The sequence below is a fragment of the Streptococcus pseudopneumoniae genome, assembly GCF_001072925.1.
Taxonomy (GTDB): Bacteria; Bacillota; Bacilli; order Lactobacillales; family Streptococcaceae; genus Streptococcus; species Streptococcus pseudopneumoniae_Q.
In genome coordinates, this window is the sequence record NZ_JVHE01000046.1 from 35,564 (window position 1) to 58,955 (window position 23,392).

General features: G+C 41.3%; 16 protein-coding genes and 1 pseudogene. 11 read left to right on the plus strand and 6 right to left on the minus strand.

The window, feature by feature from the left end:
* The first annotated feature begins 52 nt into the window (after positions 1-52).
* Positions 53-2,686, plus strand: a complete 2,634-nt coding sequence (gene polA / locus ADH81_RS02160) for a DNA polymerase I (RefSeq protein WP_049526174.1) — start codon at positions 53-55, stop codon at positions 2,684-2,686.
* A gap of 117 nt (positions 2,687-2,803) precedes the next feature.
* Here the strand turns inward: polA and ADH81_RS02165 are convergent, their stop codons facing one another.
* Together ADH81_RS02165 and ADH81_RS02170 are read right to left on the minus strand one after the other, a co-directional pair.
* The gene (locus ADH81_RS02165; RefSeq protein WP_049526175.1) at positions 2,804-4,252 is read right to left on the minus strand and encodes an APC family permease; all 1,449 of its coding nucleotides are present in this window, start codon (positions 4,250-4,252) and stop codon (positions 2,804-2,806) included.
* A 415-nt stretch (positions 4,253-4,667) separates the two neighbouring features.
* Complete coding sequence (locus tag ADH81_RS02170) at positions 4,668-6,752, minus strand: GH92 family glycosyl hydrolase (RefSeq protein WP_049526177.1); 2,085 nt, start codon at positions 6,750-6,752, stop codon at positions 4,668-4,670.
* A 171-nt stretch (positions 6,753-6,923) separates the two neighbouring features.
* On the opposite strand from ADH81_RS02170, the gene ADH81_RS02175 reads away from it, so the two are divergent.
* From ADH81_RS02175 to ADH81_RS02220, 10 genes and pseudogenes are all read left to right on the plus strand, one after another.
* Complete coding sequence (locus ADH81_RS02175) at positions 6,924-8,204, plus strand: glycoside hydrolase family 125 protein (RefSeq protein WP_049526179.1); 1,281 nt, start codon at positions 6,924-6,926, stop codon at positions 8,202-8,204.
* Positions 8,205-8,280: 76 nt separating this feature from the next.
* A complete protein-coding gene (locus tag ADH81_RS02180) occupies positions 8,281-10,926 on the plus strand; it encodes an alpha-mannosidase (RefSeq protein ID WP_049526180.1) in 2,646 nt (881 codons plus the stop codon).
* Positions 10,927-11,010: 84 nt separating this feature from the next.
* Positions 11,011-11,880: an ROK family protein gene (locus tag ADH81_RS02185; protein ID WP_049526181.1), complete on the plus strand. Its 870-nt coding sequence runs from the start codon at positions 11,011-11,013 to the stop codon at positions 11,878-11,880.
* Positions 11,874-13,754 (plus strand): beta-N-acetylhexosaminidase, encoded by a 1,881-nt coding sequence (locus tag ADH81_RS02190; protein ID WP_049526183.1) that lies wholly within the window; start codon positions 11,874-11,876, stop codon positions 13,752-13,754. Before ADH81_RS02185 ends, ADH81_RS02190 begins: the two co-directional genes overlap by 7 nt.
* A gap of 206 nt (positions 13,755-13,960) precedes the next feature.
* Positions 13,961-14,890, plus strand: a complete 930-nt coding sequence (locus ADH81_RS02195; protein WP_049526184.1) for an ABC transporter permease — start codon at positions 13,961-13,963, stop codon at positions 14,888-14,890.
* A 13-nt stretch (positions 14,891-14,903) separates the two neighbouring features.
* On the plus strand, positions 14,904-15,824 hold the full coding sequence (locus ADH81_RS02200) for a carbohydrate ABC transporter permease (protein ID WP_006149055.1): 921 nt from the start codon (positions 14,904-14,906) through the stop codon (positions 15,822-15,824).
* 109 nt (positions 15,825-15,933) lie between these two features.
* The gene (locus ADH81_RS02205) at positions 15,934-17,421 is read left to right on the plus strand and encodes an ABC transporter substrate-binding protein (RefSeq protein WP_049526186.1); all 1,488 of its coding nucleotides are present in this window, start codon (positions 15,934-15,936) and stop codon (positions 17,419-17,421) included.
* A 157-nt stretch (positions 17,422-17,578) separates the two neighbouring features.
* Positions 17,579-18,248: pseudogene (locus ADH81_RS02210) on the plus strand (CPBP family intramembrane glutamic endopeptidase).
* 132 nt (positions 18,249-18,380) lie between these two features.
* Positions 18,381-19,367 (plus strand): rhodanese-related sulfurtransferase, encoded by a 987-nt coding sequence (locus tag ADH81_RS02215; protein WP_049526188.1) that lies wholly within the window; start codon positions 18,381-18,383, stop codon positions 19,365-19,367.
* Between the two features lie 124 nt (positions 19,368-19,491).
* A complete protein-coding gene (locus ADH81_RS02220) occupies positions 19,492-20,349 on the plus strand; it encodes a DUF4299 family protein (protein ID WP_049526190.1) in 858 nt (285 codons plus the stop codon).
* 155 nt (positions 20,350-20,504) lie between these two features.
* Here ADH81_RS02220 and ADH81_RS02225 read toward each other — a convergent pair whose 3' ends face one another.
* The 4 genes from ADH81_RS02225 to ADH81_RS02240 form a co-directional block, all read right to left on the minus strand.
* Complete coding sequence (locus ADH81_RS02225) at positions 20,505-21,461, minus strand: DUF6574 domain-containing protein (protein ID WP_049526192.1); 957 nt, start codon at positions 21,459-21,461, stop codon at positions 20,505-20,507.
* Between the two features lie 88 nt (positions 21,462-21,549).
* On the minus strand, positions 21,550-22,458 hold the full coding sequence (locus ADH81_RS02230) for a DUF4097 family beta strand repeat-containing protein (protein WP_049526193.1): 909 nt from the start codon (positions 22,456-22,458) through the stop codon (positions 21,550-21,552).
* Positions 22,451-23,044, minus strand: a complete 594-nt coding sequence (locus tag ADH81_RS02235) for a DUF1700 domain-containing protein (RefSeq protein WP_049526195.1) — start codon at positions 23,042-23,044, stop codon at positions 22,451-22,453. Before ADH81_RS02235 ends, ADH81_RS02230 begins: the two co-directional genes overlap by 8 nt.
* Entirely contained in the window at positions 23,031-23,357 is a 327-nt protein-coding gene (locus ADH81_RS02240) for a PadR family transcriptional regulator (RefSeq protein WP_049526196.1), read from the minus strand. The genes ADH81_RS02235 and ADH81_RS02240 overlap by 14 nt, the downstream gene beginning before the upstream one ends.
* Positions 23,358-23,392: the final 35 nt, after the last annotated feature.

Consider the following 23,392-nt stretch of genomic DNA (forward strand, 5'->3'; position numbering starts at 1 on the left):
ATTTGGGCTCTTCCTAATGGTATTTTTCCCTGCTTTCCTTTATAATGGGTGTATGGACAAGAAAAAATTATTACTAATTGATGGCTCTTCAGTTGCTTTCCGAGCATTTTTTGCACTTTACCAGCAACTGGATCGTTTTAAAAATGACAATGGACTACATACCAATGCAATCTACGGTTTTCATTTGATGCTAAATCACCTATTGGAACGAGTCCAACCGAGTCATATCTTGGTTGCTTTTGATGCGGGTAAAACGACTTTCCGTACAGAGATGTATGCTGATTATAAGGGTGGTCGTGCTAAGACTCCGGATGAGTTTCGCGAGCAATTCCCTTTTATCCGTGAGTTGCTAGATCATCTTGGGATTCGTCATTATGAGTTAGCCCAGTATGAGGCGGATGATATCATTGGTACCTTGGGTCGTTTGGCTGAAAAGGATTCATTTGATGTAACTATCGTCAGTGGAGACAAGGACTTGATCCAGTTGACAGATGAACATACAGTGGTTGAGATTTCTAAGAAAGGTGTAGCTGAGTTTGAGGCATTTACACCAGAATATCTCATGGAAAAGATGGGCATCACACCAACTCAGTTCATCGATCTTAAGGCTCTCATGGGAGATAAGTCGGATAATATCCCTGGTGTAACTAAGATTGGTGAAAAGACTGGTATCAAGCTCTTGTTAGAACATGGCTCGCTTGAAGGTATTTATGAAAATATTGATGAGATGAAGGCATCGAAGATGAAGGAAAATCTCATCAATGATAAGGAGCAAGCCTTTCTGTCTAAAACACTGGCGACGATTGATACGAAAGCACCGATTGAAATCGGCCTAGATGATTTGGTTTATAGTGGTCCAGATGTGGAAAATCTCGGGAAATTCTACGATGAGATGGGCTTTAAACAGCTCAAGCAAGCCTTGAATGCTTCTCAGACTAACCAAGCTGAGACTTTGAATTTCACTATGGTGGATAAAGTCAGTCAAGATATGCTAAGTGCGGACTCCATCTTCCACTTTGAACTCTTTGGAGAAAACTATCATACAGATGATTTGGTTGGTTTTGCTTGGTCTTGTGGAGACAAGCTCTATGCTACAGATAAGTTGGAACTCTTGCAGGAGCCAATTCTCAAGGAATTTCTAGAAAAAACACCTCTGAAAGTATATGACTTTAAGAAAGCTAAAGTCCTCTTAAATCGCTTTGGCTTGAATTTGCAGGCTCCTGCTTTTGATAGTCGTTTGGCTAAGTATCTTCTCTCAACAGTCGAGAATAATGAAATTTCAACTATTGCTAGTCTCTATGGTCAAACTTACCTAGTCGATGATGAATCCTTCTATGGTAAGGGTGTCAAGAAATCTATCCCTGAGCGAGAGAAACTCTTGGAACACTTGGCTCGTAAGGTTGCTGTATTGGTTGAGACAGAGCCTATTTTACTTGAAAAATTAAGCGAAAACGGACAACTTGACCTTCTTTATGATATGGAGCAACCTCTAGCCTTTGTCCTTGCTAAGATGGAAATTGCTGGGATCAAGGTAAAAAAAGAAACATTGCTCGAGATGCAGGCCGAAAATGAGCTTGTCATTGAAAAGCTGACGCAAGAGATTTATGACCTAGCAGGTGAGGAATTTAATATCAATTCACCTAAACAGTTGGGTGTCCTTCTTTTTGAAAAACTAGGTCTCCCTCTCGAATATACCAAGAAGACCAAGACAGGTTACTCGACAGCCGTGGATGTATTGGAACGTCTAGCCCCTATTGCCCCAATCGTTAAGAAAATTCTCGATTACCGTCAGATTGCTAAGATTCAATCGACTTATGTAATCGGTCTACAGGATTGGATTTTAGCGGATGGCAAGATTCATACGCGCTATGTGCAAGATTTGACTCAGACAGGTCGTCTGTCTAGTGTGGATCCAAACTTGCAAAATATCCCTGTTCGTTTGGAACAAGGGCGCCTTATCCGTAAGGCTTTCGTGCCAGAGTGGGAGGACAGTGTCCTTCTCAGCTCGGACTACTCACAGATTGAGTTGCGCGTTTTGGCGCATATCTCTAAGGATGAGCACTTAATTAAGGCCTTCCAAGAAGGGGCAGATATCCATACCTCTACAGCCATGCGTGTCTTTGGAATTGAACGTCCTGAGGATGTAACTCCAAACGACCGTCGCAACGCCAAGGCTGTCAACTTTGGAGTGGTCTACGGAATTTCAGACTTTGGTTTATCGAATAATCTGGGCATCAGTCGTAAAGAGGCTAAGGCTTACATTGATACCTACTTTGAACGCTTCCCAGGTATTAAAAACTACATGGATGAAGTGGTGCGTGAGGCGCGTGATAAGGGCTATGTAGAAACTCTCTTCAAACGTCGTCGTGAGTTGCCAGATATCAATTCGCGTAACTTCAACATTCGTGGTTTTGCGGAACGTACAGCCATCAACTCACCTATCCAAGGATCGGCTGCAGATATTCTCAAAATCGCTATGATTCAGCTGGATAAAGCCTTGGTTGCAGGTGGTTATCAGACTAAGATGCTTCTACAAGTACACGATGAAATCGTTCTTGAAGTTCCTAAGTCAGAATTAGCTGCTATCAAAAAACTCGTTAAACAAACCATGGAAGAAGCTATTCAACTCAGTGTGCCCCTCATTGCTGATGAAAATGAAGGCGTAACTTGGTATGAGGCCAAGTAAAAAATAGACTATTGAACAAAAAGAAATCCCCTTGAACAGTAACGTTCAAGGGGATTTTTGCTGATAAAATTCTTGCAAGCAGAGATAAAAGCGATTTTATCTAGCTAGTAGTAGAATTTATTTGATTTGTTTCTTTTGTTCTTTTTTGGCAAGTACTGGTAGAATCACACCTAATCCAATCAGAATAATTGGGGTCAAGATGTTTGTAAGAAGCGAAAATTGCCAAGCAGTCGGATTCTCAGCATAGCTAATTTTTGGAACCATACCAAGGATACAAGCAAAGGCAGTAAAGAGGAAGCACCAAGTACCGATAATAAAGCCAAGTTTAGGATTGTTCACAAACTTGTATTCGGCATTTTTGTATGTCTTCCAAGCGCGATTAAGCATCATATAGGCAAGGAATACCCAGAGGTAACGCATTGGCATTACGATCGAATTGAGGTTTGTCATCCATTTTACAAGTCCGTCAATTTCCTGAATACCAAAAATTGGGAGGATAATGATGAGACTGACAAGGACGCCTGTAAGGAGGTAGCCGTTAATGAGGACACCTTTTTCAGTACGTTTGCGAAGCCAGCTTGGGATGTAGTCTTCATCAGCGTTATTGAGAAGGATTTGCAATGGTGCGTCAATAGAGAAGGCAAGCGCAGCGATTTGTCCGACCATGTTTGTAAGAGCGTAGATCACGACAAAGAGGTTTCCAACTCCCCAAGAATTTCCTAACATTTGGAAGGCTTGATAAGCGCCATTACGCATGAGGTCTTCAGGGATATTATTGCCATCAAATAGCATTCCCATGGCAACTGATCCGAGAATAGCAGACAGTCCTACCATGATAGCCATGACAATCATACCCTTTGGAAATTCTTTTGCAGGGTTGCGAGTTTGATTAACATAAGGGGAAATTTTTTCACAACCACCAACTGCAAAGACCAGTAGTGAAATCGTTGTAAAATAAGAAAAATCAAAATTTGGAATGTAGGTGCTCAGTTGATCCATGTGCGGTGTCGCAAATTGGATGTCTGGTTTAATGAAAGGCAGACCGACAGCCAAAAGCACAAAGAGTAAAGACATAATCAACATAGCACTTCCTGCCAAGCTACCAATGACTTTTAGAGTTGCCAATCCCTTTGTAGAAAGGTAGAGGAAAAGTCCAAAGATTAGCAAGCAGAGAATAACAATCCAGTGGATGTCGATTTGTTTAAGAAATTGTCCGTTACCTTGCAAGGCCCAACCAAGCGGAATAAGGATCCCTTGAGGTTTTTGTGCGAGATACGGGATATGTACAACCCAGTAGGTCCAAGCAGCAAAGTAGGCTAAACGTTTGGTTGATGTTTTTTCAACCCAGTCACTAACACCGCTTCCGCTTTCCTTAAAGGTAGAACCTAGTTGTCCAACGATGAGGGAATAAGGGATGAAGTAGAGTGCGAGGATCAAAATCCAAGATACGACGACTGAAATTCCCTGTTGAGAATAGTTGTTGACGACGTTTCCTAGCCCCCAAACCATGTTGAAGGCAATCAGAGAAACCATCAGCCAATTAAGTTGGTGTTGATCTTTTTTCATAATATCTCCTTTTCTATTAATTTCAGTATATCATGTTTTTTTGAAAGCGCCTAACAAAACCCGAAATTTCCTATAAAAAATGTAGGGGGAATTTATCAGCTGGAGTTTGTAATTGAGTAAAAGTTATACACAATCTGTGGATAACTTTGTGAAATAAACAATTGTTTTCCAAATGTTAGTTTAGAAAAAAGAGATAGAATGTGTGAGTTGAGTACTAAGCTAGTCGGTTATAAAGACTGATAGAACAGGATATTGAGGGTGTTTTTACTTTAGGATATCAAAAAAATGGTTGAGAGAAATCGTTTGGAAGTATATGAAATTGATTTGAAAGTTATACACAATCTGTGGATAACTTTGTGGAAGATTTACTACTAATCAGAAAATCCCCCTGTACATGACAAAGGGATTTGAACTATTAGTGATTTGGTAACCAGCTGAGGGTAAAGTCGAGAGATTGGGCGTTTAGCAAATCCTGGTGACCAATACTCTGAACTTCTTTTCCGTCAAGATGACAGTCTTGTACAAAGTGGAAGTGTTCATGATTTTGCTGAGTACGAACATCCAACCACTGGTCTTTTTCTGCTAGATAGACACGAAGGTGATCAAAGAGCGGAATCCCAAGATCATAGCTTGCTTTTCCTGGGCAGGTTGGGTAAAGCCCAAGAGTGGACCAGACATACCAAGCCGATAAACTGCCGTTATCCTCATCTCCTGGATAAGCATCCCAGCCAGCTCGAAAGGCTTTTTGACGGAGAGTCTTGATTAAGAGACTGGTATATTGGGGATAATTACTGTAGCGGAACAGATAAGGGATATGGAAACTTGGTTGGTTTGAAATGGCTAGTTGACCAAAAGGTGCAGTTGCCATTTCGCTCATCTCGTGAATTTCATATCCATAACCCGTCGTTTCAAAGAGTGGGAGACTTTGACAAGATTTTAAGAGATAGTTGCTAAAGGCTTCTTTTCCACCCATTAGTTGACTAAGTCCAGAAATATCGTGTAAGACACCGAGACTGGCTTGGATGGCTGAACACTCAGCATAATCACGGCCCCAACTATAAGGAGAAAAGTCAGGGCGGAAGTTGCCATCTACATCACGCGCCCTCATGTATCCTGTCTCAGGGTCAAAGAGGTTTTGATAATTCTTAGCATATTGGGAATAGGTTTGGGCTAGCTCTTCATGACCCAATTTTGCTGCGCAAGTAGAGATACAAAAATCACTGTAAGCATAGTCTAGTGTGTGACTGACACTTTCGTGATGGTCTGTGGATAGATATCCTAGCTTTTGGTATTGTGCCAGGCCGTGTCGTCCGTTGATAGCTTTTGGATCTGCCTTGGTTGCAGTTTCAAGCATAGCTTTGAGAAATTCTTCTTCAAGATCAGGTGCCATGCCTTTACAAGCACTATCGGCAATAAGACCATCAATCAAGGTGCCAGGCATCATGCCTCGTTCGTCAGGAGCCAGCCACTTAGGGAGATACCCAGTGTCGCGGTAGCTATTGAGGAAGCCTTCGAGAAACTGACGATAGTACTCTGGAATAATCAAGGCAAAGAGTGGGAATGAAGTACGGAAAGTATCCCAAAAACCATTGTTGGTGAAGAGTAGGCCAGGCTTGATAGTACTTGAAGCGAGGTCCATATGGATGCTTTCGCCCTGCTCAGTTACCTCGTAGAAGGTTTGAGGAAATAGAAAGAGTCTATAAAGACAATGATCAAAAAATGTTCTGTCTACTGGCCCAGTTTCCACAACATCAAAGCGACCTAGGAGGTCTTCCCAACTCACTTTAGCGTTTGTTTTTGTTTCTTCAAAATCCTGTTCAGGGAGATTAAAGAGGGCTTGTTCTTTGGAAATAAAGGAAGTCGCCAGTTGAACTTGAGCATCTGATTCGTCTAAGTTAATTCGCCAGTCTTGCCCCTCTTGCGTAATAGAAAGGATTTCTACAGAAAATGCGAGAGCAGTATACATGACGAGGGGACTTTTATTGGTTTCGGTTTCACCTGCTTGTCTCAGGGCCATAGTTCGCTTATCGACTTGTTCTACTGTCAGTTCATCTGTGGCATGAAGATAGAGGGAGAGGGCTTTTCCTTGTATCTGTCTTAGTTGAATAGAAGCTCCATAGCAAGTAGGACTTAGTTGCGTTTCAATCTGATAACGCTCAGAAAAAATCTTTAGAAAATGAGGATTAAAAATAGCACGTTCAAGATTATAAGAAGATTGACGATGAAAGAGAGTATCGCCGCTGATTTCTCCTGTAATTGGTGTCAGCAAGAGCCAGGAGTAATCGCCAATCCAAGGGCTAGGTTGGTGGGTTAGTCGAATCCCCTGAAAGATAGGAAGATGAGGGTCAAAAAACCAAGAACCTTCCTGGTCACTAGTTTGGGGGACAAAGTAATTCATGCCAAATGGTACTCCGGTGTATGGTAGTGTATTGCCTCGCGAAAAAGCGTGTTTACTGGCTGTTCCAAAACGCGTATCAATGGATTCAAGAATAGGTTTCATAGTAATTCCTTCAGTAGTTTTCTACATTATATCAGAAAAAGGAGACTTTTAGAAAATGACTTTCAAATATAACAATTTTGTAGAATAATGACTAACATTTGTGTATATATTTTCTGGACTAAAAGCTATATACTGAAAATGAAAATCTGTTTGAAAGAGGCAAAATAGTTTATGGTTTATTCAAAAGAAATTGTCAGAGAGTGGCTAGATGAGGTAGCAGAGCGTGCCAAGGAGCATCCTGAGTGGGTTGATGTCTTTGAACGTTGCTATACAGACACCTTGGACAATACAGTTGAGATTTTAGAAGATGGTTCGACCTTTGTACTGACGGGAGATATCCCAGCTATGTGGCTTCGTGACTCAACTGCTCAGCTGAGACCTTACCTCCATGTGGCTAAAAGAGACCCTCGTTTGCGTCAAACCATTGCAGGTTTGGTCAAACGTCAGATGACTTTGATTCTCAAAGATCCCTATGCCAACTCCTTCAACATTGAAGAGAACTGGAAGGGGCACCACGAGACAGACCATACAGACCTCAATGGCTGGATTTGGGAGCGCAAGTATGAAGTGGATTCGCTTTGCTACCCCTTGCAGTTGGCTTATCTTCTCTGGAAAGAAACAGGAGAAACTAGTCAATTTGATGAAACCTTTGTTACAGCGACTAAGGAAATCCTTCATCTCTGGACGGTGGAACAAGATCATAAGAACTCGCCTTATCGCTTCGTCCGTGATACCGATCGTAAGGAAGATACCTTGGTAAATGACGGCTTTGGGCCAGACTTTGCCGTGACTGGGATGACTTGGTCAGCCTTTCGTCCAAGTGATGACTGCTGTCAGTATAGCTACTTGATTCCTTCAAATATGTTTGCAGTAATTGTTTTGGATTATGTTCAGGAAATCTTTGCAGAATTGAATCTAGCTGATAGTGAAAGTATTATTGCTGATGCCAAACGCCTCCAAACTGAGATTCAAGAAGGTATCGAAAATTACGCCTACACTACAAATAGTAAGGGCGAGAAGATTTATGCCTTTGAGGTAGACGGTCTAGGAAATGCTAGTATCATGGATGATCCAAACGTGCCAAGTTTGTTGGCTGCTCCATATCTTGGTTACTGCGATGTCAATGACGAAGTGTATCAAGCCACTCGTCGCACCATTCTCAGTCCTGAAAATCCATATTTCTACCAAGGAGAGTACGCAAGTGGACTCGGAAGTTCACATACCTTCTACCGCTATATCTGGCCGATTGCCCTTTCTATCCAAGGATTGACAGCTACAGATAAAGCTGAGAAAAAATACTTGCTAGACCAACTAGTTGCCTGTGATGGTGGAACAGGTGTGATGCACGAAAGCTTCCACGTGGACGATCCGACACTCTACTCACGCGAATGGTTCTCGTGGGCCAACATGATGTTCTGCGAATTAGTCTTGGATTACTTGGATATCCGCTAATGAGCTTTTGCTCGACAGATTCTTGTACAGAATCACAAATATATTTTTAAATTTAAGTTAGAATGAGGTTTTACTCATGGAAAATGTTGTTGTACATATCATCTCTCACAGTCACTGGGATCGTGAGTGGTATTTACCGTTTGAAAGTCACCGGATGCAATTGGTGGAACTTTTTGACAATCTGTTTGATCTTTTTGAAAATGACCCTGAATTCAAAAGTTTCCACTTGGATGGCCAAACCATCGTCCTTGATGACTACTTAGAAATTCGCCCTGAAAACCGTGACAAGGTGCAGCGTTATATCGACGAAGGCAAGCTCAAGATTGGTCCTTTTTACATCTTGCAGGATGACTACCTGATTTCAAGTGAAGCCAATGTCCGCAATACCTTGATTGGTCAAGCTGAATGTGCCAAATGGGGCAAATCTACGCAGATTGGTTACTTCCCAGATACCTTTGGAAATATGGGGCAAGCACCTCAAATCCTTCAAAAATCAGGCATTCACGTAGCAGCCTTTGGTCGTGGTGTTAAACCAATCGGATTTGACAACCAAGTCCTCGAAGATGAGCAATTCACCTCTCAATTTTCTGAAATGTACTGGCAAGGGGCAGACGGTAGCCGTGTGCTCGGTATTCTCTTTGCTAACTGGTACAGTAACGGGAATGAAATTCCAGTGGATAAAGACGAAGCTTTAGCTTTCTGGAAACAAAAATTGGCAGATGTACGCGACTATGCTTCTACTAACCAATGGTTGATGATGAACGGATGTGATCACCAACCAGTTCAACGAAACTTGAGTGAAGCTATTCGTGTGGCGAACGAACTTTTCCCTGACGTGACCTTTGTTCACAGCTCTTTTGATGAATATATTCAAGCAGTGGAAAGCGCACTTCCTGAACACCTATCAACAGTTACAGGTGAGTTGACTAGCCAAGAAACGGATGGTTGGTACACTCTTGCCAATACCTCTTCTTCACGTGTTTATCTCAAACAAGCTTTCCAAGAAAACAGCAATTTGTTGGAGCAAGTAGTAGAACCTTTGACCATCATCACTGGTGGACATAACCACAAGGATCAATTAACCTATGCTTGGAAAGTACTTTTGCAAAATGCACCACATGATAGTATCTGTGGATGTAGTATTGACGAAGTTCACCGTGAAATGGAAACTCGCTTTGCCAAGGTTAATCAAGTCGGGAATTTTGTTAAGAGTAACCTTCTCAATGAGTGGAAACATAAAATAGCAACTCAGGAAGCGCAAAGTGATCACCTCTTTACCGTTGTCAACACAGCTTTACATGACAAGGTTGATACAGTAAGTGTTGTAGTGGATGTTGTGACTTGTGATTTCAAAGAATTGCATCCAACAGAAGGCTACAAGAAGATGGCAGCTGTGACCTTGCCAGATTACCATGTTGAAGATTTGGATGGTCATGTCCTTGAAGCCAAGATTGAAGACTTGGGAGCAAGTTTTGGTTATACTTTGCCTAAGGATAAATTCCGCCAACCCTATATTGCACGTCAAGTGCGCGTGACAATCCCAGTCCACCTTGCTCCGCTTTCTTGGGCAAGCTTCCAATTGGTTGAAGGTCAAGTAAATCACCGTGATGGTATTTACCAAAATGGAGTCATTGATACACCATTTGTGACTGTTAGTGTAGACCAAGGAATTACAGTCTACGACAAGACTACTAACGAAGCCTACGAGGATTTCATCCAATTCGAGGACCGTGGTGATATCGGTAACGAGTACATTTACTTCCAACCAAAAGGAACAGAGCCAATCTTTGCTCAACTGAAAGGTTATGAAGTTCTGGAAAACAATGCTCGCTATGCTAAGGTCTTGCTCAAACACGACTTGACTATTCCAGTTAGCGCAGATGAAAAATTGGATGCTGAGCAAAGAGGCATCATCGAGTTCATGAAACGAGATGCAGGTCGTTCAGAAGAGTTGATAACCATTCCTCTTGAAACAGAAATGACTGTCTTTGTGGACAATCCACAGATTCGCTTCAAGACTCGCTTTACCAACACTGCTAAAGACCACCGCATCCGCCTCTTGGTCAAAACTCATAACACACGCCCAAGTAACGATTCTGAAAGCATCTATGAAGTTGTAACAAGACCAAATAAACCAGCAGCTTCTTGGGAAAATCCTGAAAATCCACAACACCAACAAGCCTTTGTCAGCTTGTATGATGATGTTAAAGGGGTGACAGTAGCCAATAAAGGATTGCACGAATACGAAATCCTTGAGGACGATACCATGGCTGTAACCCTTCTCCGTGCTTCAGGTGAGCTAGGTGACTGGGGCTACTTCCCAACACCAGAAGCCCAGTGCTTGCGCGATATCGAAGTTGAGTTTGCAGTAGAATGCCATCAAGCAGGGGAACGCTTCTCAGCCTTCCGTCGTGCCAAAGCCTTCCAGGTTCCATTTACAGCTCTTCAAGTTGCAAAACAAGAAGGTAGCGTTGCTGCAACAGGTAGTCTCTTCAATCATGCAGCATTGAGCTTGCCACAAGTTTGTCCAACAGCATTTAAGGTAGCTGAAAATGAAGAAGGTTACGTCCTTCGTTACTACAATATGAGTCAAGAAAATATCCGCGTGTCTGAAAAACAACAAACTATTCTTGATTTGCTAGAACGCCCATATCCAGTTCATTCAGGACTATTGGCACCACAGGAAATTCGTACAGAATTGATCAAAAAAGAAGAAATTTAATTTCAAAAAGAAACCATAAACAGAAAGGAGGAGCGAAAAAGTAAGAACCAACTGCTGATTCGCTCCTTTTTACAGGTGAAAGCCATGACCATTGCAACAATAGACATCGGAGGGACTGGAATTAAGTTTGCCAGTCTAACTCCTGATGGAAAGATTTTAGATAAGACCAGCACACCAACTCCAGAGACTCTGGAAGAGTTGCTAGCTTGGTTGGACCAACGCTTGTCAGAACAAGACTATCGTGGGATTGCTATGAGTGTGCCAGGTGCAGTTAATCAAGAAACCGGGGTGATTGAGGGGATTAGCGCCATTCCTTACATCCATGGTTTTTCATGGTATGAGGCGCTTGCTCATTATAAGCTACCTGTCCATCTAGAAAATGATGCCAACTGTGTTGGGCTCAGTGAACTGCTAGCTCATCCTGAGATTGAAAATGCAGCTTGTGTCGTGATTGGTACAGGAATCGGTGGCGCTATGATTATCAATGGCAAGCTACACCGTGGTCGCCATGGTTTGGGCGGTGAATTTGGCTACATGACCACCATCGAACCTGCAGAAAAACTCAACAATTGGTCGCAACTAGCATCAACAGGAAACATGGTTCGTTATGTGATTGAAAAATCAGGTCAGTCTGACTGGGATGGGCGTAAGATTTACCAAGAGGCTGCGGCAGGAAATGCCCTCTGCCAAGAAGCTATTGAGCGTATGAATCGCAACCTAGCTCAAGGCCTGCTCAATATCCAGTACCTAATCGACCCAGATGTCATTAGCCTAGGTGGCTCTATCAGTCAGAACCCTGATTTTATTAAGGGTGTGCAAAAAGCAGTAGACTCCTTTGTGGAAAGATATGAAGAATATACAATTGCTCCAGTCATTCAAGCTTGCACCTATCACGCAGATGCCAATCTCTACGGTGCCCTTGTCAACTGGTTACAGGAGGAAAACCAATGGTAAGATTTACAGGACTTAGTCCCAAACAAGCCCAATCTATCGAAGTATTAAAAAATCACATCTCCCTACCGGATGTAGAAGTGGCAGTCGCTCAGTCTGACCAAGCCTCCATCTCTATCAAGGGTGAGAATGGACAGTATCAATTGACCTACCGTAAACCTCATCAACTCTACCGCGCTTTGTCTGTGCTCGCAACAGCTTTAACAGAAGGGGATAAGGTAGAGATTGAAGAACAAGCTGCTTATGAGGATTTGGCTTACATGGCAGACTGTTCGCGAAATGCAGTTCTTAATGTCGCATCTGCCAAGCAGATGATTGAAGTCTTGGCTCTCATGGGCTACTCAACCTTTGAGCTCTACATGGAAGACACCTATCAAATCGAGGGACAACCTTACTTTGGCTATTTCCGTGGAGCTTACGCTGCTGAAGAGTTACAGGAAATTGAAGCCTACGCCCAGCAGTTTGATATGACCTTTGTCCCATGTATCCAGACCTTGGCTCACTTATCAGCCTTTGTCAAATGGGGTGTCAAGGAAGTGCAGCAACTCCGCGATGTAGAAGACATTCTCCTCATCGGTGAAGAAAAAGTCTACGACCTGATTGACGGTATGTTTGCAACTCTATCTAAACTGCAAACTCGCAAGGTCAACATCGGAATGGATGAAGCTCACTTGGTTGGTTTGGGACGTTACCTTATCTTGAACGGTGTGGTCGATCGGAGTCTCCTCATGTGCCAACACTTGGAGCGCGTGCTGGATATTGCAGACAAGTATGGTTTCCACTGCCAGATGTGGAGCGATATGTTCTTCAAGCTTATGTCAGCAGACGGACAGTATGACCGTGATGTGGAAATTCCAGAAGAGACTCGTGTTTACCTAGACCGTCTCAAAGACCGTGTGACCTTGGTTTACTGGGATTATTATCAGGATAGCGAAGAAAAATACAATCGTAACTTCAGTAACCATCACAAGATTAGCCAGGATATCGCCTTTGCAGGCGGTGCTTGGAAGTGGATTGGTTTTACGCCCCACAACCAATTTAGTCGCTTAGTAGCTATTGAAGCCAATAAAGCCTGCCGTGCCAATCAGATCAAAGAAGTCATCGTGACAGGTTGGGGGGACAATGGTGGGGAAACTGCCCAATTCTCTATTCTGCCAAGCTTACAAATCTGGGCAGAACTTAGCTATCGTGATGATTTAGAGCGTCTATCTGCTCATTTCAAGACCAATACTGGTCTATCAGTTGAGGACTTTATGCAGCTTGACCTGGCCAACCTCTTGCCTGACCTGCCAGACAATCTCAGTGGAATTAACCCCAACCGCTATGTCTTTTATCAGGATGTTCTTTGTCCGATTCTTGACAAGCACATGACACCTGAACAGGACAAACCACACTTTGCCCAGGCAGCTGAGACTCTTTCTGACATTACAGAAAAAGCTGGAGTCTATGCTTATCTTTTCGAAACTCAGGCCCAGTTGAATGCTATTTTAAGTGGCAAGGTTGATGTGGGACGACGCATTCGTCAAGCCTATCAAGCAGGCGATAAAGAGAGCTTGCAACAAATTGCCAGAGAGGAATTACCAAAACTCAGAAGCCAGATTGAAACCTTCCACCAACTCTTTAGCCGACAATGGTTGAAAGAAAACAAGGTCTTTGGCTTGGATACCGTAGACATCCGTATGGGTGGACTCTTGCAGCGGATCAAGCGAGCAGAAAGTCGTATTGAAAACTACCTAGCAGGCGAAATCTCTCGTATTGACGAACTAGACGTAGAGATCTTGCCATTTAATGATTTCTACGGAGACAAGGACTTCGCAGCAACAACAGCCAACCAATGGCATACCATTGCGACAGCTTCGACCATTTATACGACCTAGAAAAACTCTATTCAGGAAGAAAGTTTCTCGTGAAACACACTTCTTATTATAAAAAAAGTTCTCCACATAAAATAATTTGTGGAGTTTTTTCTATAATTAGTAGTTTAAACTATCCTTAAAATAAGAGTATACTATTTTTGTAAACGTTATCAAGTCTAAAAATTGTGAGATTATCAAGTTTTAGAAAAATAAAAAGGGAGGAAATTATGAACAAGTTTTCAAAAACTTTGAGAGATAATTGGATATTTCTCTTAATGGTTTTACCAGGGACACTTTGGTTGATCTTATTCTTCTACATCCCAGTATTTGGAAATGTGGTTGCCTTCAAAGACTACCATATGACTGGTGAAGGATTCGTCCATAGTATTATAAATAGTAAATGGGTTGGACTAGATAACTTCAGATTCTTATTTAGTTCAAAAGATGCCTTTGTCATCACTCGAAATACTGTCCTTTACAACCTTGGATTTATCTTTATTGGTTTGATCGTATCGGTTGGAATTGCCATTATCCTTAGTGAACTTCGCTCTAAGCAAATGGTTAAAATCTATCAAACTTCTATGTTATTCCCGTACTTCCTATCTTGGGTTATCATCAGTTTCTTTACAGATGCTTTCCTAAATATCGATAAAGGGCTTATCAATCACACCTTAGAAGCTCTCGGAATGAAAGGGATTAACTTCTACGCTGATGTAAGTATTTGGCCTTACCTCCTCCTCTTCCTAGGTATTTGGAAAGGCTTTGGATACAGTAGTGTTATGTACTACGCTACAATCATGGGTATTGACCCAACTTACTACGAAGCAGCGACAGTGGACGGTGCTAGCAAATGGCAACGTATCCGCAACGTAACCATCCCTCAGTTGACACCACTTGTGACAGTATTGACTATCCTTGCAGTCGGAAACATCTTCCGTGCAGACTTCGGTCTCTTCTATCAAATCCCTCACAACGCTGGTCAGCTCTATAGCGTAACAAACGTATTGGACGTCTATGTCTTTAATGGTTTGACACAGACAGCAGACATCGGTATGGCTTCAGCAGCCGGTCTCTATCAGTCAGTTGTCGGTTTGATTTTGGTTATCCTATCAAACTTACTTGCAAGACGTGTTGATCCTAACTCAGCACTATTCTAGAAAGGAGGAGCATATGGCAAAAAAAATTCAAAAAGAAAAAATTGATAATGTTGGCATACACTCCTTCAGCAAGAAAGCAGATATCTTCTTTAGTATCATTTCTGGTTTGCTGGCTTTCTCTTGTATCTTGCCTTTCATCTTTGTCATCATTATCTCAGTTACAGATGAGAAGAGTATTGTTCAATATGGATATAGCTTCTTCCCATCACAGTTTGGATTAGATGGTTTTGAGTTTTTGGCTCAGTTTAAAGATAAGATTTTACAAGCGCTCTTTATCTCAGTATTTGTGACAGTTGTCGGTACATTGACAAACGTCTTTATCACGACAACTTACGCCTATGCCATCTCACGTTCAACATTTAAGTATCGTAAATTCTTTACAATCTTTGCTCTTCTTAGTATGTTGTTCAACGCTGGTTTGGTACCAGGCTATATCGTAGTGACTCAATTGCTTCACCTTGGTGATACTATTTGGGCCTTGATTGTTCCAATGCTTCTATCACCATTCAACATCATGTTGATGCGTTCCTTCTTCAAGAAAACCATCCCAGAAGCAATCCTCGAATCAGCTCGTATCGATGGAGCTAGTGAAGCTCGTATCTTCTTCCAAATCTGTTTGCCACTGTCACTACCAGGTATCGCAACGATCACACTATTGACAGCGCTTGGATTCTGGAATGACTGGTTTAACGCCCTTCTTTACATCAAGAGTGATAACTTGTATCCATTGCAATATTTGCTCATGCAAATTCAAAACAACATGGATTACATTGCTAAGTCAGTTGGTATGTCAGGACAGCTTGCGGTTGCCCTACCAAAAGAAACAGGCCGTATGGCCATGGTCGTTGTTGCGACTGTTCCGATTGCGATCCTCTACCCATTCTTCCAACGCTACTTTGTAAAAGGTTTGACTATCGGTGGTGTTAAAGAGTAAGGAAGTCTAAGAAACAATGTTTCTTCTCTAACTCTGATTTTTCTGACAAAGGAAAATCAACAATTTAATTTTGTTAATAACTTTAAAAATAAAAAAAGGAGTTTTTATAATGAAAAACTGGAAAAAATATGCTTTTGCATCTGCTAGCCTTGTCGCTTTAGCTGCTAGCCTTGCTGCTTGTGGAAACCTTAAAGGAAATAACCAAAAAGCTGCTGAATCATCATCATCAGGTGATACAACTGTTATCAAAATGTACCAAATCGGTGACAAACCAGATAACTTGGATGAATTGCTAGAAAATGCAAACAAAATCATCGGAGAAAAAGTTGGCGCTAAATTGGATATCCAATACCTTGGTTGGGGTGACTACAGCAAGAAAATGTCAGTTATCACTTCATCAGGTGAAAACTATGATATCGCCTTTGCAGATAACTATGTCGTAAACGCTCAAAAAGGTGCTTATGCTGACTTGACAGAATTGTACAAGAAAGAAGGAGCTGACCTTTACAAAGCGCTTGACCCAGCTTACATCAAAGGTAACACTGTAAACGGTAAAATCTATGCAGTTCCAGTTGCAGCCAACGTTGCATCTTCACAAAACTTTGCCTTCAACGGCCCACTTCTTGAAAAATATGGAATCGATATCTCAGGTGTAACTTCATACGAAACACTTGAACCAGTATTGAAACAAATCAAAGAAAAAGCTCCAGATGTAATGCCATTCGCTGTTGGTAAAAACTTTATCCCATCAGAAAACTTTGACTACCCAGTTGCAAATGGTCTTCCATTCGTCATCGACCTTGAAGGTGACACTACTAAGATCGTAAACCGTTACGAAGTTCCTCGTTTCGTTGACCACTTGAAGACTCTTCACAAATTCTATGAAGCAGGATACATTCCAAAAGACGTAGCAACAAGCGAAACTTCATATGACCTTACTCAAGATACTTGGCTTGTTCGCGAAGAAACAGTAGGACCAGCTGACTACGGTAGCAGCTTGCTTTCTCGTGTTGCTAACAGAGACATCCAAATCAAACCATTTACTAACTTCATCAAGAAAAACCAAACAACTCAAGTTGCTAACTTTGTAATCTCAAACAACTCTAAGAACAAAGAAAAAGCAATGGAAGTGTTGAACCTCTTGAACACTAACCCAGAACTCTTGAACGGACTTGTTTATGGACCAGAAGGCAAGAACTGGGAAAAAGTTGCAGGTAAAGAAAACCGTGTTAAAGTCCTTGATGGATACAAAGGAAACACTCACATGTCAGGATGGAACACTGGTAACAACTGGATCCTTTACATCAACGAAAACGTTACAGATGAGCAAATCGCACAATCTAAGAAAGACTTGGAAACTGCAAAAGAATCTCCAGCGCTTGGATTCATCTTTAACACTGACAACGTGAAATCTGAAATCTCAGCTATCACTAACACTATGCAACAATTCGATACAGCTATCAACACTGGTACTGTAGACCCAGAAAAAGCTATTCCAGAATTGATGGAAAAACTTAAATCTGAAGGTGCTTACCAAAAAGTATTGGATGAAATGCAAAAACAATACGACGAATTCTTGAAAAGCAAAAAATCATAAGAATAATTGATTTCGTGTATTCATTCCTAAAAATTGCAATCACTGCCTTGTCTAGAGTCTTCTAGATAAGGTGGTGATTCTTTTTTTAACGTTTGCATATAATTATATGTATTTTGTTCAGAGTTTTGCTCTTACATATAACATTGGTCACAGATCTATGAAAAAATATCATCCATTATTTAAAATAAGTGCAATCTTATCCTACTTATTTTTCGTATATGGGCTTTCTCAGTTGACGCTTATGATCCAAAATTACTGGCAATTTTTTCTGGATCCGAAACCTTGTCAGTCTTGTCTTTATTGGCATCATGATAGGGATTTTAATCAAGACAGGCCATGGTTATCTTTTTGTCATTCCTAAGAAAAAATGGTTGTGGTATACAGTTTTGACGATTCTCGTAACTGTACTTTCCATATCTTTTAATTTCCAAACAGCTAGACATGTACAGTCTACCTCTGATGGCTGGGCTTTACTAATCGGCTATAGTGAGACAAATTTTGCTGAGTTAGGTCTCTACTTGACCTTATTTTTCCTAGGTCCTCTGATGGAAGAGTTGATATATAGGGGCTTGTTCCAACATGCCTTCTTTAAAGATTCGAAATTTGGGCTTGACCTGATTCTTCCTTCGGTTTTGTTTGCTCTTCCTCACTTTTCAAGCTTTCCCAATTTCCTAGATATTCTTGTTTTTTCGTCATTTGGAGTGTTTTGTGCGGGTTTAACTCGCTATACCAAGAGTATCTATCCTGGCTATGCAGTTCATGTTATCAATAATATCGTAGCTACCTTACCATTTTTGTTAACCTTTCTTCATCGAATACTCAGTTGAAACAAGATCTGAAAATGGGTCTTGTTTTCATTTTTCGGTCAAATAAATTGCATTCGCTTTCTTGGGAGAGTATACTGGTATAGTTGAATGAAAAATTCTGATAATTTAATCTTAGAAAAGAGAATCAATCTTATGTCAAAAGATATTCGAGTTTTACTTTACTATAAATATGTTCCAATCGAAAACGCTGAACAATTTGCTGCAGACCACTTGGCTTTCTGTAAGTCAATCGGCCTCAAAGGTCGTATCCTAGTCGCTGACGAAGGGATTAACGGAACCGTTTCTGGTGACTACGAAACAACCCAAAAATACATGGACTATGTTCACAGCCTTCCAGGTATGGAAGACCTCTGGTTCAAGATTGACGAAGAAAGTGAGCAAGCCTTCAAGAAGATGTTTGTTCGCTACAAGAAAGAGATTGTCCACCTTGGCTTAGAGGATGATAACTTTGACAACGACATCGACCCACTTGAAACAACAGGTGCTTACTTGTCTCCAAAGGAATTTAAAGAAGCTCTTCTAGACGAAGATACAGTTGTCCTTGATACTCGTAATGACTACGAGTACGATCTTGGCCATTTCCGTGGTGCTATTCGTCCAGACATCCGCAACTTCCGCGAGTTGCCACAATGGGTCCGTGATAACAAGGAAAAATTTATGGACAAGCGTGTCGTTGTTTACTGTACTGGTGGAGTCCGCTGTGAGAAATTCTCAGGTTGGATGGTCCGTGAAGGCTACAAAGATGTCGGTCAATTGCACGGTGGAATTGCGACTTATGGTAAAGATCCAGAGATTCAAGGAGAACTTTGGGATGGGAAAATGTACGTATTTGATGAACGTATTGCAGTCGATGTCAACCATGTCAATCCAACCATTGTAGGGAAAGATTGGTTTGATGGAACACCGTGTGAACGTTATGTCAACTGTGGAAATCCATTCTGTAACCGTCGTATCTTGGCATCAGAAGACAACGAAGATAAATATCTCCGTGGTTGTTCGCACGAGTGCCGTGTCCACCCACGCAATCGCTATGTTTTAGAGCATGAATTGACACAAGATCAAGTCATCGAGCGTTTAGCAGCGATTGGTGAGAACTTGGATCATTCTGAAGTTGTATAAAAGTAGGACAGTCCTTAGGGGCTGTTTTTTTCTATGCTTTTGACCAAAAAATCTTAAATTTGTTTCTGCATCTTTCAGGAAAATGGTGTATACTATATGTAAACGATTTCAAAGGAGACCATTTATGGTGAAAACATTTTTTATTCCAAATAAACAAAGTATTTTAGGACAACAGGAGATTCTTACAGCTAAGTCAGTCTTGGCCCTAGTAGATGGCTTAGAGTCACATAGTTATGACGCAGTCTATCTCCGTCAACCACTTAATCGCCTCGAGTATATCGAGTGTGGAATCGTAGGTAAGTCTCAATTTCTCTTTAAAGTTCGTTATGTAGATACTCAAAAAGGCTATCAAGTAATCATTCCTGACTTGATTACAAGAGTGGATTGGGAAATTGTAGAAGCTCTCTTACAAGCCTTGTCTAGCAAGGTTGGTGAAGCAGTTGAAGGCTTGGCAGACTTTGATTTGGCAGACTATTTCCGAGAAACTGTTAAAAACTATCTAGCGGATAAGGATGCTCATTTGGCCTTCTGCCAAGGAATTCTTTCAACTATTTACTTTGATAAGAAGGATTTAGAAAGTTTCCTAGAAGAAGATGGACTGGCACGTTTTGAAGCATTAGTCAAAAAGGTTCAAGAGTCAGATGCCTACCCTGCAAGTGCAAAATTCTACCCAGATAGTGAAGGTAAGATTCACGGCATCTATCACCTGGCTCAGGGGGTTAAGACCATTTTGCCCAAAGGGCCTGTTGTTCCCGTGCCTTATGTTGAGCAGTTGGCTGGTAAGGACCTTGTCTGGGAGATTGATCTGGTGAAAATCTCTGGAGATGGTTCTAAGCCTGAAGACTATGAAGCAGTAGCTAGACTGGATTATCAAGCCTTTTTAGAAGCTCTTCCAAAGGAACTTTGTCAGGATTTGGACGCCAACCAAATAGTGGTAGGAGCAGTTTCAGGAGAGGATTTTGAAGTCTTAGCAAATAGATAAATAAGGAATCTGTGACAAAAGTTTCTATAGAGTTAAAAAGCGGACAAGATTAGTTTTCTGATTATCAGAATTCTGTCTTGTTCGCTTTTTTGTTTCTAAAATTTTATAGTAATGATCCTCTAAAGTTAATATCTTTCTATCTCGCTACCTTTATCTTACATAAAAGCTAGGATTCGTAGATATTCAAATACTAGAGTCATTTCTGCTAGGAAGAAGAGAAATAGGATACCACCGTTAACTAGAAATGCTAAGAGAAGGCGATAGAAGGGATCAGTTTGGCTATCTTTACTTGGTCTTGAGATGGTATAGAGGTTGGCAAGAAGTACCAGACCAATGCTAATGAGGCAGAGAAGAGCCGCAAAGCGTAGACTATTAAAGAAGGCAAAGAAACTGGCAATACCTGTGAGCAGGAGAGGAAGGGCGAAGAGTCTGCTGTACTCTTGCAAGGATTTTTCCAGCGTCCAGTCATTGTCCTGATTGACAAAACGTTTAACTACAAATCCACCCATAAGGATAGAAAAGAAGAATAAACTTGTCGCTACCAAGATGGAGAAGATAGAAAAGAGATTCAGTGAAGGGAACTGCTCGCTGACATGAGAGTTGATAGCCGCCATATGGCCGTAGTAGTTATGCTTGATATGATAAATCGCACAGAAGAAACTAAGAGCAGAAAAGATAGTCAGCAGGGCAAAGGCATTATAACTATGTTTTTTATCTGTATCAATGCTTGTTGTCGGTTCTTTAAGGGCACCTTGTAGCCAAAACCAAAGATCAGCCAGTTCTTCTTTGAATACTGTGAATAGTGCTGTTTTGGCAGATACAGAATCTGGTAAAAACGGACTTTCCAAAGATTGACTTTTCTGAGAAGCTTCTTTAACAGGTTCTTCTGACTCGTCTATCTTTTCTGATTTTTCAGCGAGTTCTTCAGTCTCTACAGTTTCCTCACTAGTTTCCTTATCTTCTGGATTGGCTTGAGGATTTTCCTCAACTACTGGCGCCTCTTCTCTTGTCTCTGAATCTTCTTCAAGGAGAACTGAGTCGGATGGGCTATCTTTTTTATCATTGTTGGCTGTTTTTTCGAAATCAGCACTTTCAAACCATTCTTGAGTCATAATAGACCTCCCTTTTTTTGATTAATTTTTGAGTAGTAACTACTAGTTGTCTTTATTCATGATTTCTATAAGAAAGCAAGCGATCTTATTATGGGAAATAGATACTTTGATTAGATTTTGCGACGAGGAGATCTTGCGTATCTTTTTTTTCTGTTTTGTAAGGGTTCGCTAATGCTTCACCTTTACTACCTCCCGTAGGTATGTCACGTCTGTCTCGATGCCAACGATAGATATCACCATGTTCAGCAGAAAATTCAAGATTGATTCGATCAAGTTCCTTCTGAGATAACTCGAGTGAGATATCTTTTCTTGCCTCGAATTCCACTCGACCATGCACTTGGATATCGTCTGCCTTGATATGTTCATGATCTGCTTGGATGCGGCTATCTGTTAGACTAGTTTCAAATACATTGACAATTCCAACTGTGGTTATTTGGCTATTTTTAATCTCGCTATCAGTGATACGAAGGAGATATCCATTTGACAGAATCTTGGCATTGCTGATTTTTGCATTGGAAATCGAAAGGATACGATGGTTGACTTGAGCTGTAAGATTTTTTAAGTCCTTTCCTCTTGGTAATGAGAGAACAACTTCATCATTGCGACTAGAAATCCCGCTTGCGATATAGAGAATACCCTCGATACTAGAACCTATAGAGCGACGTGTAGTTGACTTGGTGTCAGTTATTTCAAGACTTTTCTCTTTGATAGAGTGTTGAAGATTTTCTTTTTCAGAGATGGTTGGATGATACTGAAGGTGAATCTTATCATCGTTTGACTCCGTAATGACGAGCGAATGTTCTGTTAGTGAGATGTTTAGATTTTCAATATCTTGATCAAAAACGAGTTCTTCCATTCGACTTTCAAATACTGGATTTTGAGACATTGCAAGGAGGCTTCTGACACCATCTGTTTGGATCCCGATGATCATCATGGAAAAACCAATGATACTGGTAACAACACCAAAGATAAGAAATCCTTTTGTCCATTTACGCATGTCTTTCACCTCTCTTTCCTCTATTAAGAATCCATTGGATAAGTCGAAGGACTAGTAATCCAAAGAAACGGGTCACATAGGAAGTTGCTAGCAAGACTAGAGACGAAGCTCCGATCGCTAATAAACCTCCACCAAAAATCAGTACAAAAGCAGATGTCGATTCAGCCAGAACGTAGAAGCTTTCAAATAGGAGAACGCCTCCTAGGATTAGTCCAGCTACTGATACAGCAAAGAAGGCAATAAGTACGCTGACAGCGGCGATAAAAATCCCGATGATAGCCATGAGAAGAGCAATTCCGACCGGAATTCCGATAGGAGCTGCAAGAAGGGCTAGTAGGGCGATGCGTAAAATATGGCGGTCGTTCTTGCTGGAATTTTCTTCGTTGATTTTCTTATCAAGAAGTGTAGTCAGGACATCATGGGCAGCTTCTTTTGGACTTCCCAGGCTAGCGATAAGCTCCTCCTCACCTTCTGGCCCAGCATCATCAAAGAGTTCTTTGAAGTAGTCCATGGCTTCGATACGATCAGATTGAGGCAGCTTCATCAGATAGGCTTCAAGCTGATTCAAATATTCAGTTCTTGTCATGGCGAATGCTCCCTTCTATGATGCCATTGATAGTGTCAGTGTAGAGTGTCCATTCTTCTCGAAGGACAAAGAGTTGCTCCTCTCCAATCTCTGTCAAGGAGTAGTACTTCCGCATCCGACCTTGGTATTCGCGAGAGTATGTAGTCAGATAGCGGTTGGTTTCCAGTTTTTTCAAGATGGGGTAGAGGGTAGATTCCTTGATTTTGGCAATGAGTTTAATGGTTTGGCTAATCTCATAACCATAGGAATCCCCTTGTTCTAGGATGGCCAAGATGAGAAATTCAATCAAGGCCGATGATGTTGGAAAATACATGGGGCACCTCCTTTTTTAGTATGTAAAAATTTTAT

Bases quoted from the DNA above. Each gene is read 5' to 3' on its own strand.
- ADH81_RS02200 (WP_006149055.1), top strand. From the start codon at position 14,904: ATGGCAAAAAAAATTCAAAAAGAAAAAATTGATAATGTTGGCATACAC.
- polA (WP_049526174.1), top strand. From the start codon at position 53: ATGGACAAGAAAAAATTATTACTAATTGATGGCTCTTCAGTTGCTTTC.
- ADH81_RS02215 (WP_049526188.1), top strand. From the start codon at position 18,381: ATGTCAAAAGATATTCGAGTTTTACTTTACTATAAATATGTTCCAATC.
- ADH81_RS02220 (WP_049526190.1), top strand. From the start codon at position 19,492: ATGGTGAAAACATTTTTTATTCCAAATAAACAAAGTATTTTAGGACAA.
- ADH81_RS02185 (WP_049526181.1), top strand. From the start codon at position 11,011: ATGACCATTGCAACAATAGACATCGGAGGGACTGGAATTAAGTTTGCC.
- ADH81_RS02230 (WP_049526193.1), bottom strand. From the start codon at position 22,458: ATGCGTAAATGGACAAAAGGATTTCTTATCTTTGGTGTTGTTACCAGT.
- ADH81_RS02240 (WP_049526196.1), bottom strand. From the start codon at position 23,357: ATGTATTTTCCAACATCATCGGCCTTGATTGAATTTCTCATCTTGGCC.
- ADH81_RS02195 (WP_049526184.1), top strand. From the start codon at position 13,961: ATGAACAAGTTTTCAAAAACTTTGAGAGATAATTGGATATTTCTCTTA.
- ADH81_RS02205 (WP_049526186.1), top strand. From the start codon at position 15,934: ATGAAAAACTGGAAAAAATATGCTTTTGCATCTGCTAGCCTTGTCGCT.
- ADH81_RS02225 (WP_049526192.1), bottom strand. From the start codon at position 21,461: ATGACTCAAGAATGGTTTGAAAGTGCTGATTTCGAAAAAACAGCCAAC.
- ADH81_RS02170 (WP_049526177.1), bottom strand. From the start codon at position 6,752: ATGAAACCTATTCTTGAATCCATTGATACGCGTTTTGGAACAGCCAGT.
- ADH81_RS02180 (WP_049526180.1), top strand. From the start codon at position 8,281: ATGGAAAATGTTGTTGTACATATCATCTCTCACAGTCACTGGGATCGT.
- ADH81_RS02175 (WP_049526179.1), top strand. From the start codon at position 6,924: ATGGTTTATTCAAAAGAAATTGTCAGAGAGTGGCTAGATGAGGTAGCA.
- ADH81_RS02165 (WP_049526175.1), bottom strand. From the start codon at position 4,252: ATGAAAAAAGATCAACACCAACTTAATTGGCTGATGGTTTCTCTGATT.
- ADH81_RS02190 (WP_049526183.1), top strand. From the start codon at position 11,874: ATGGTAAGATTTACAGGACTTAGTCCCAAACAAGCCCAATCTATCGAA.
- ADH81_RS02235 (WP_049526195.1), bottom strand. From the start codon at position 23,044: ATGACAAGAACTGAATATTTGAATCAGCTTGAAGCCTATCTGATGAAG.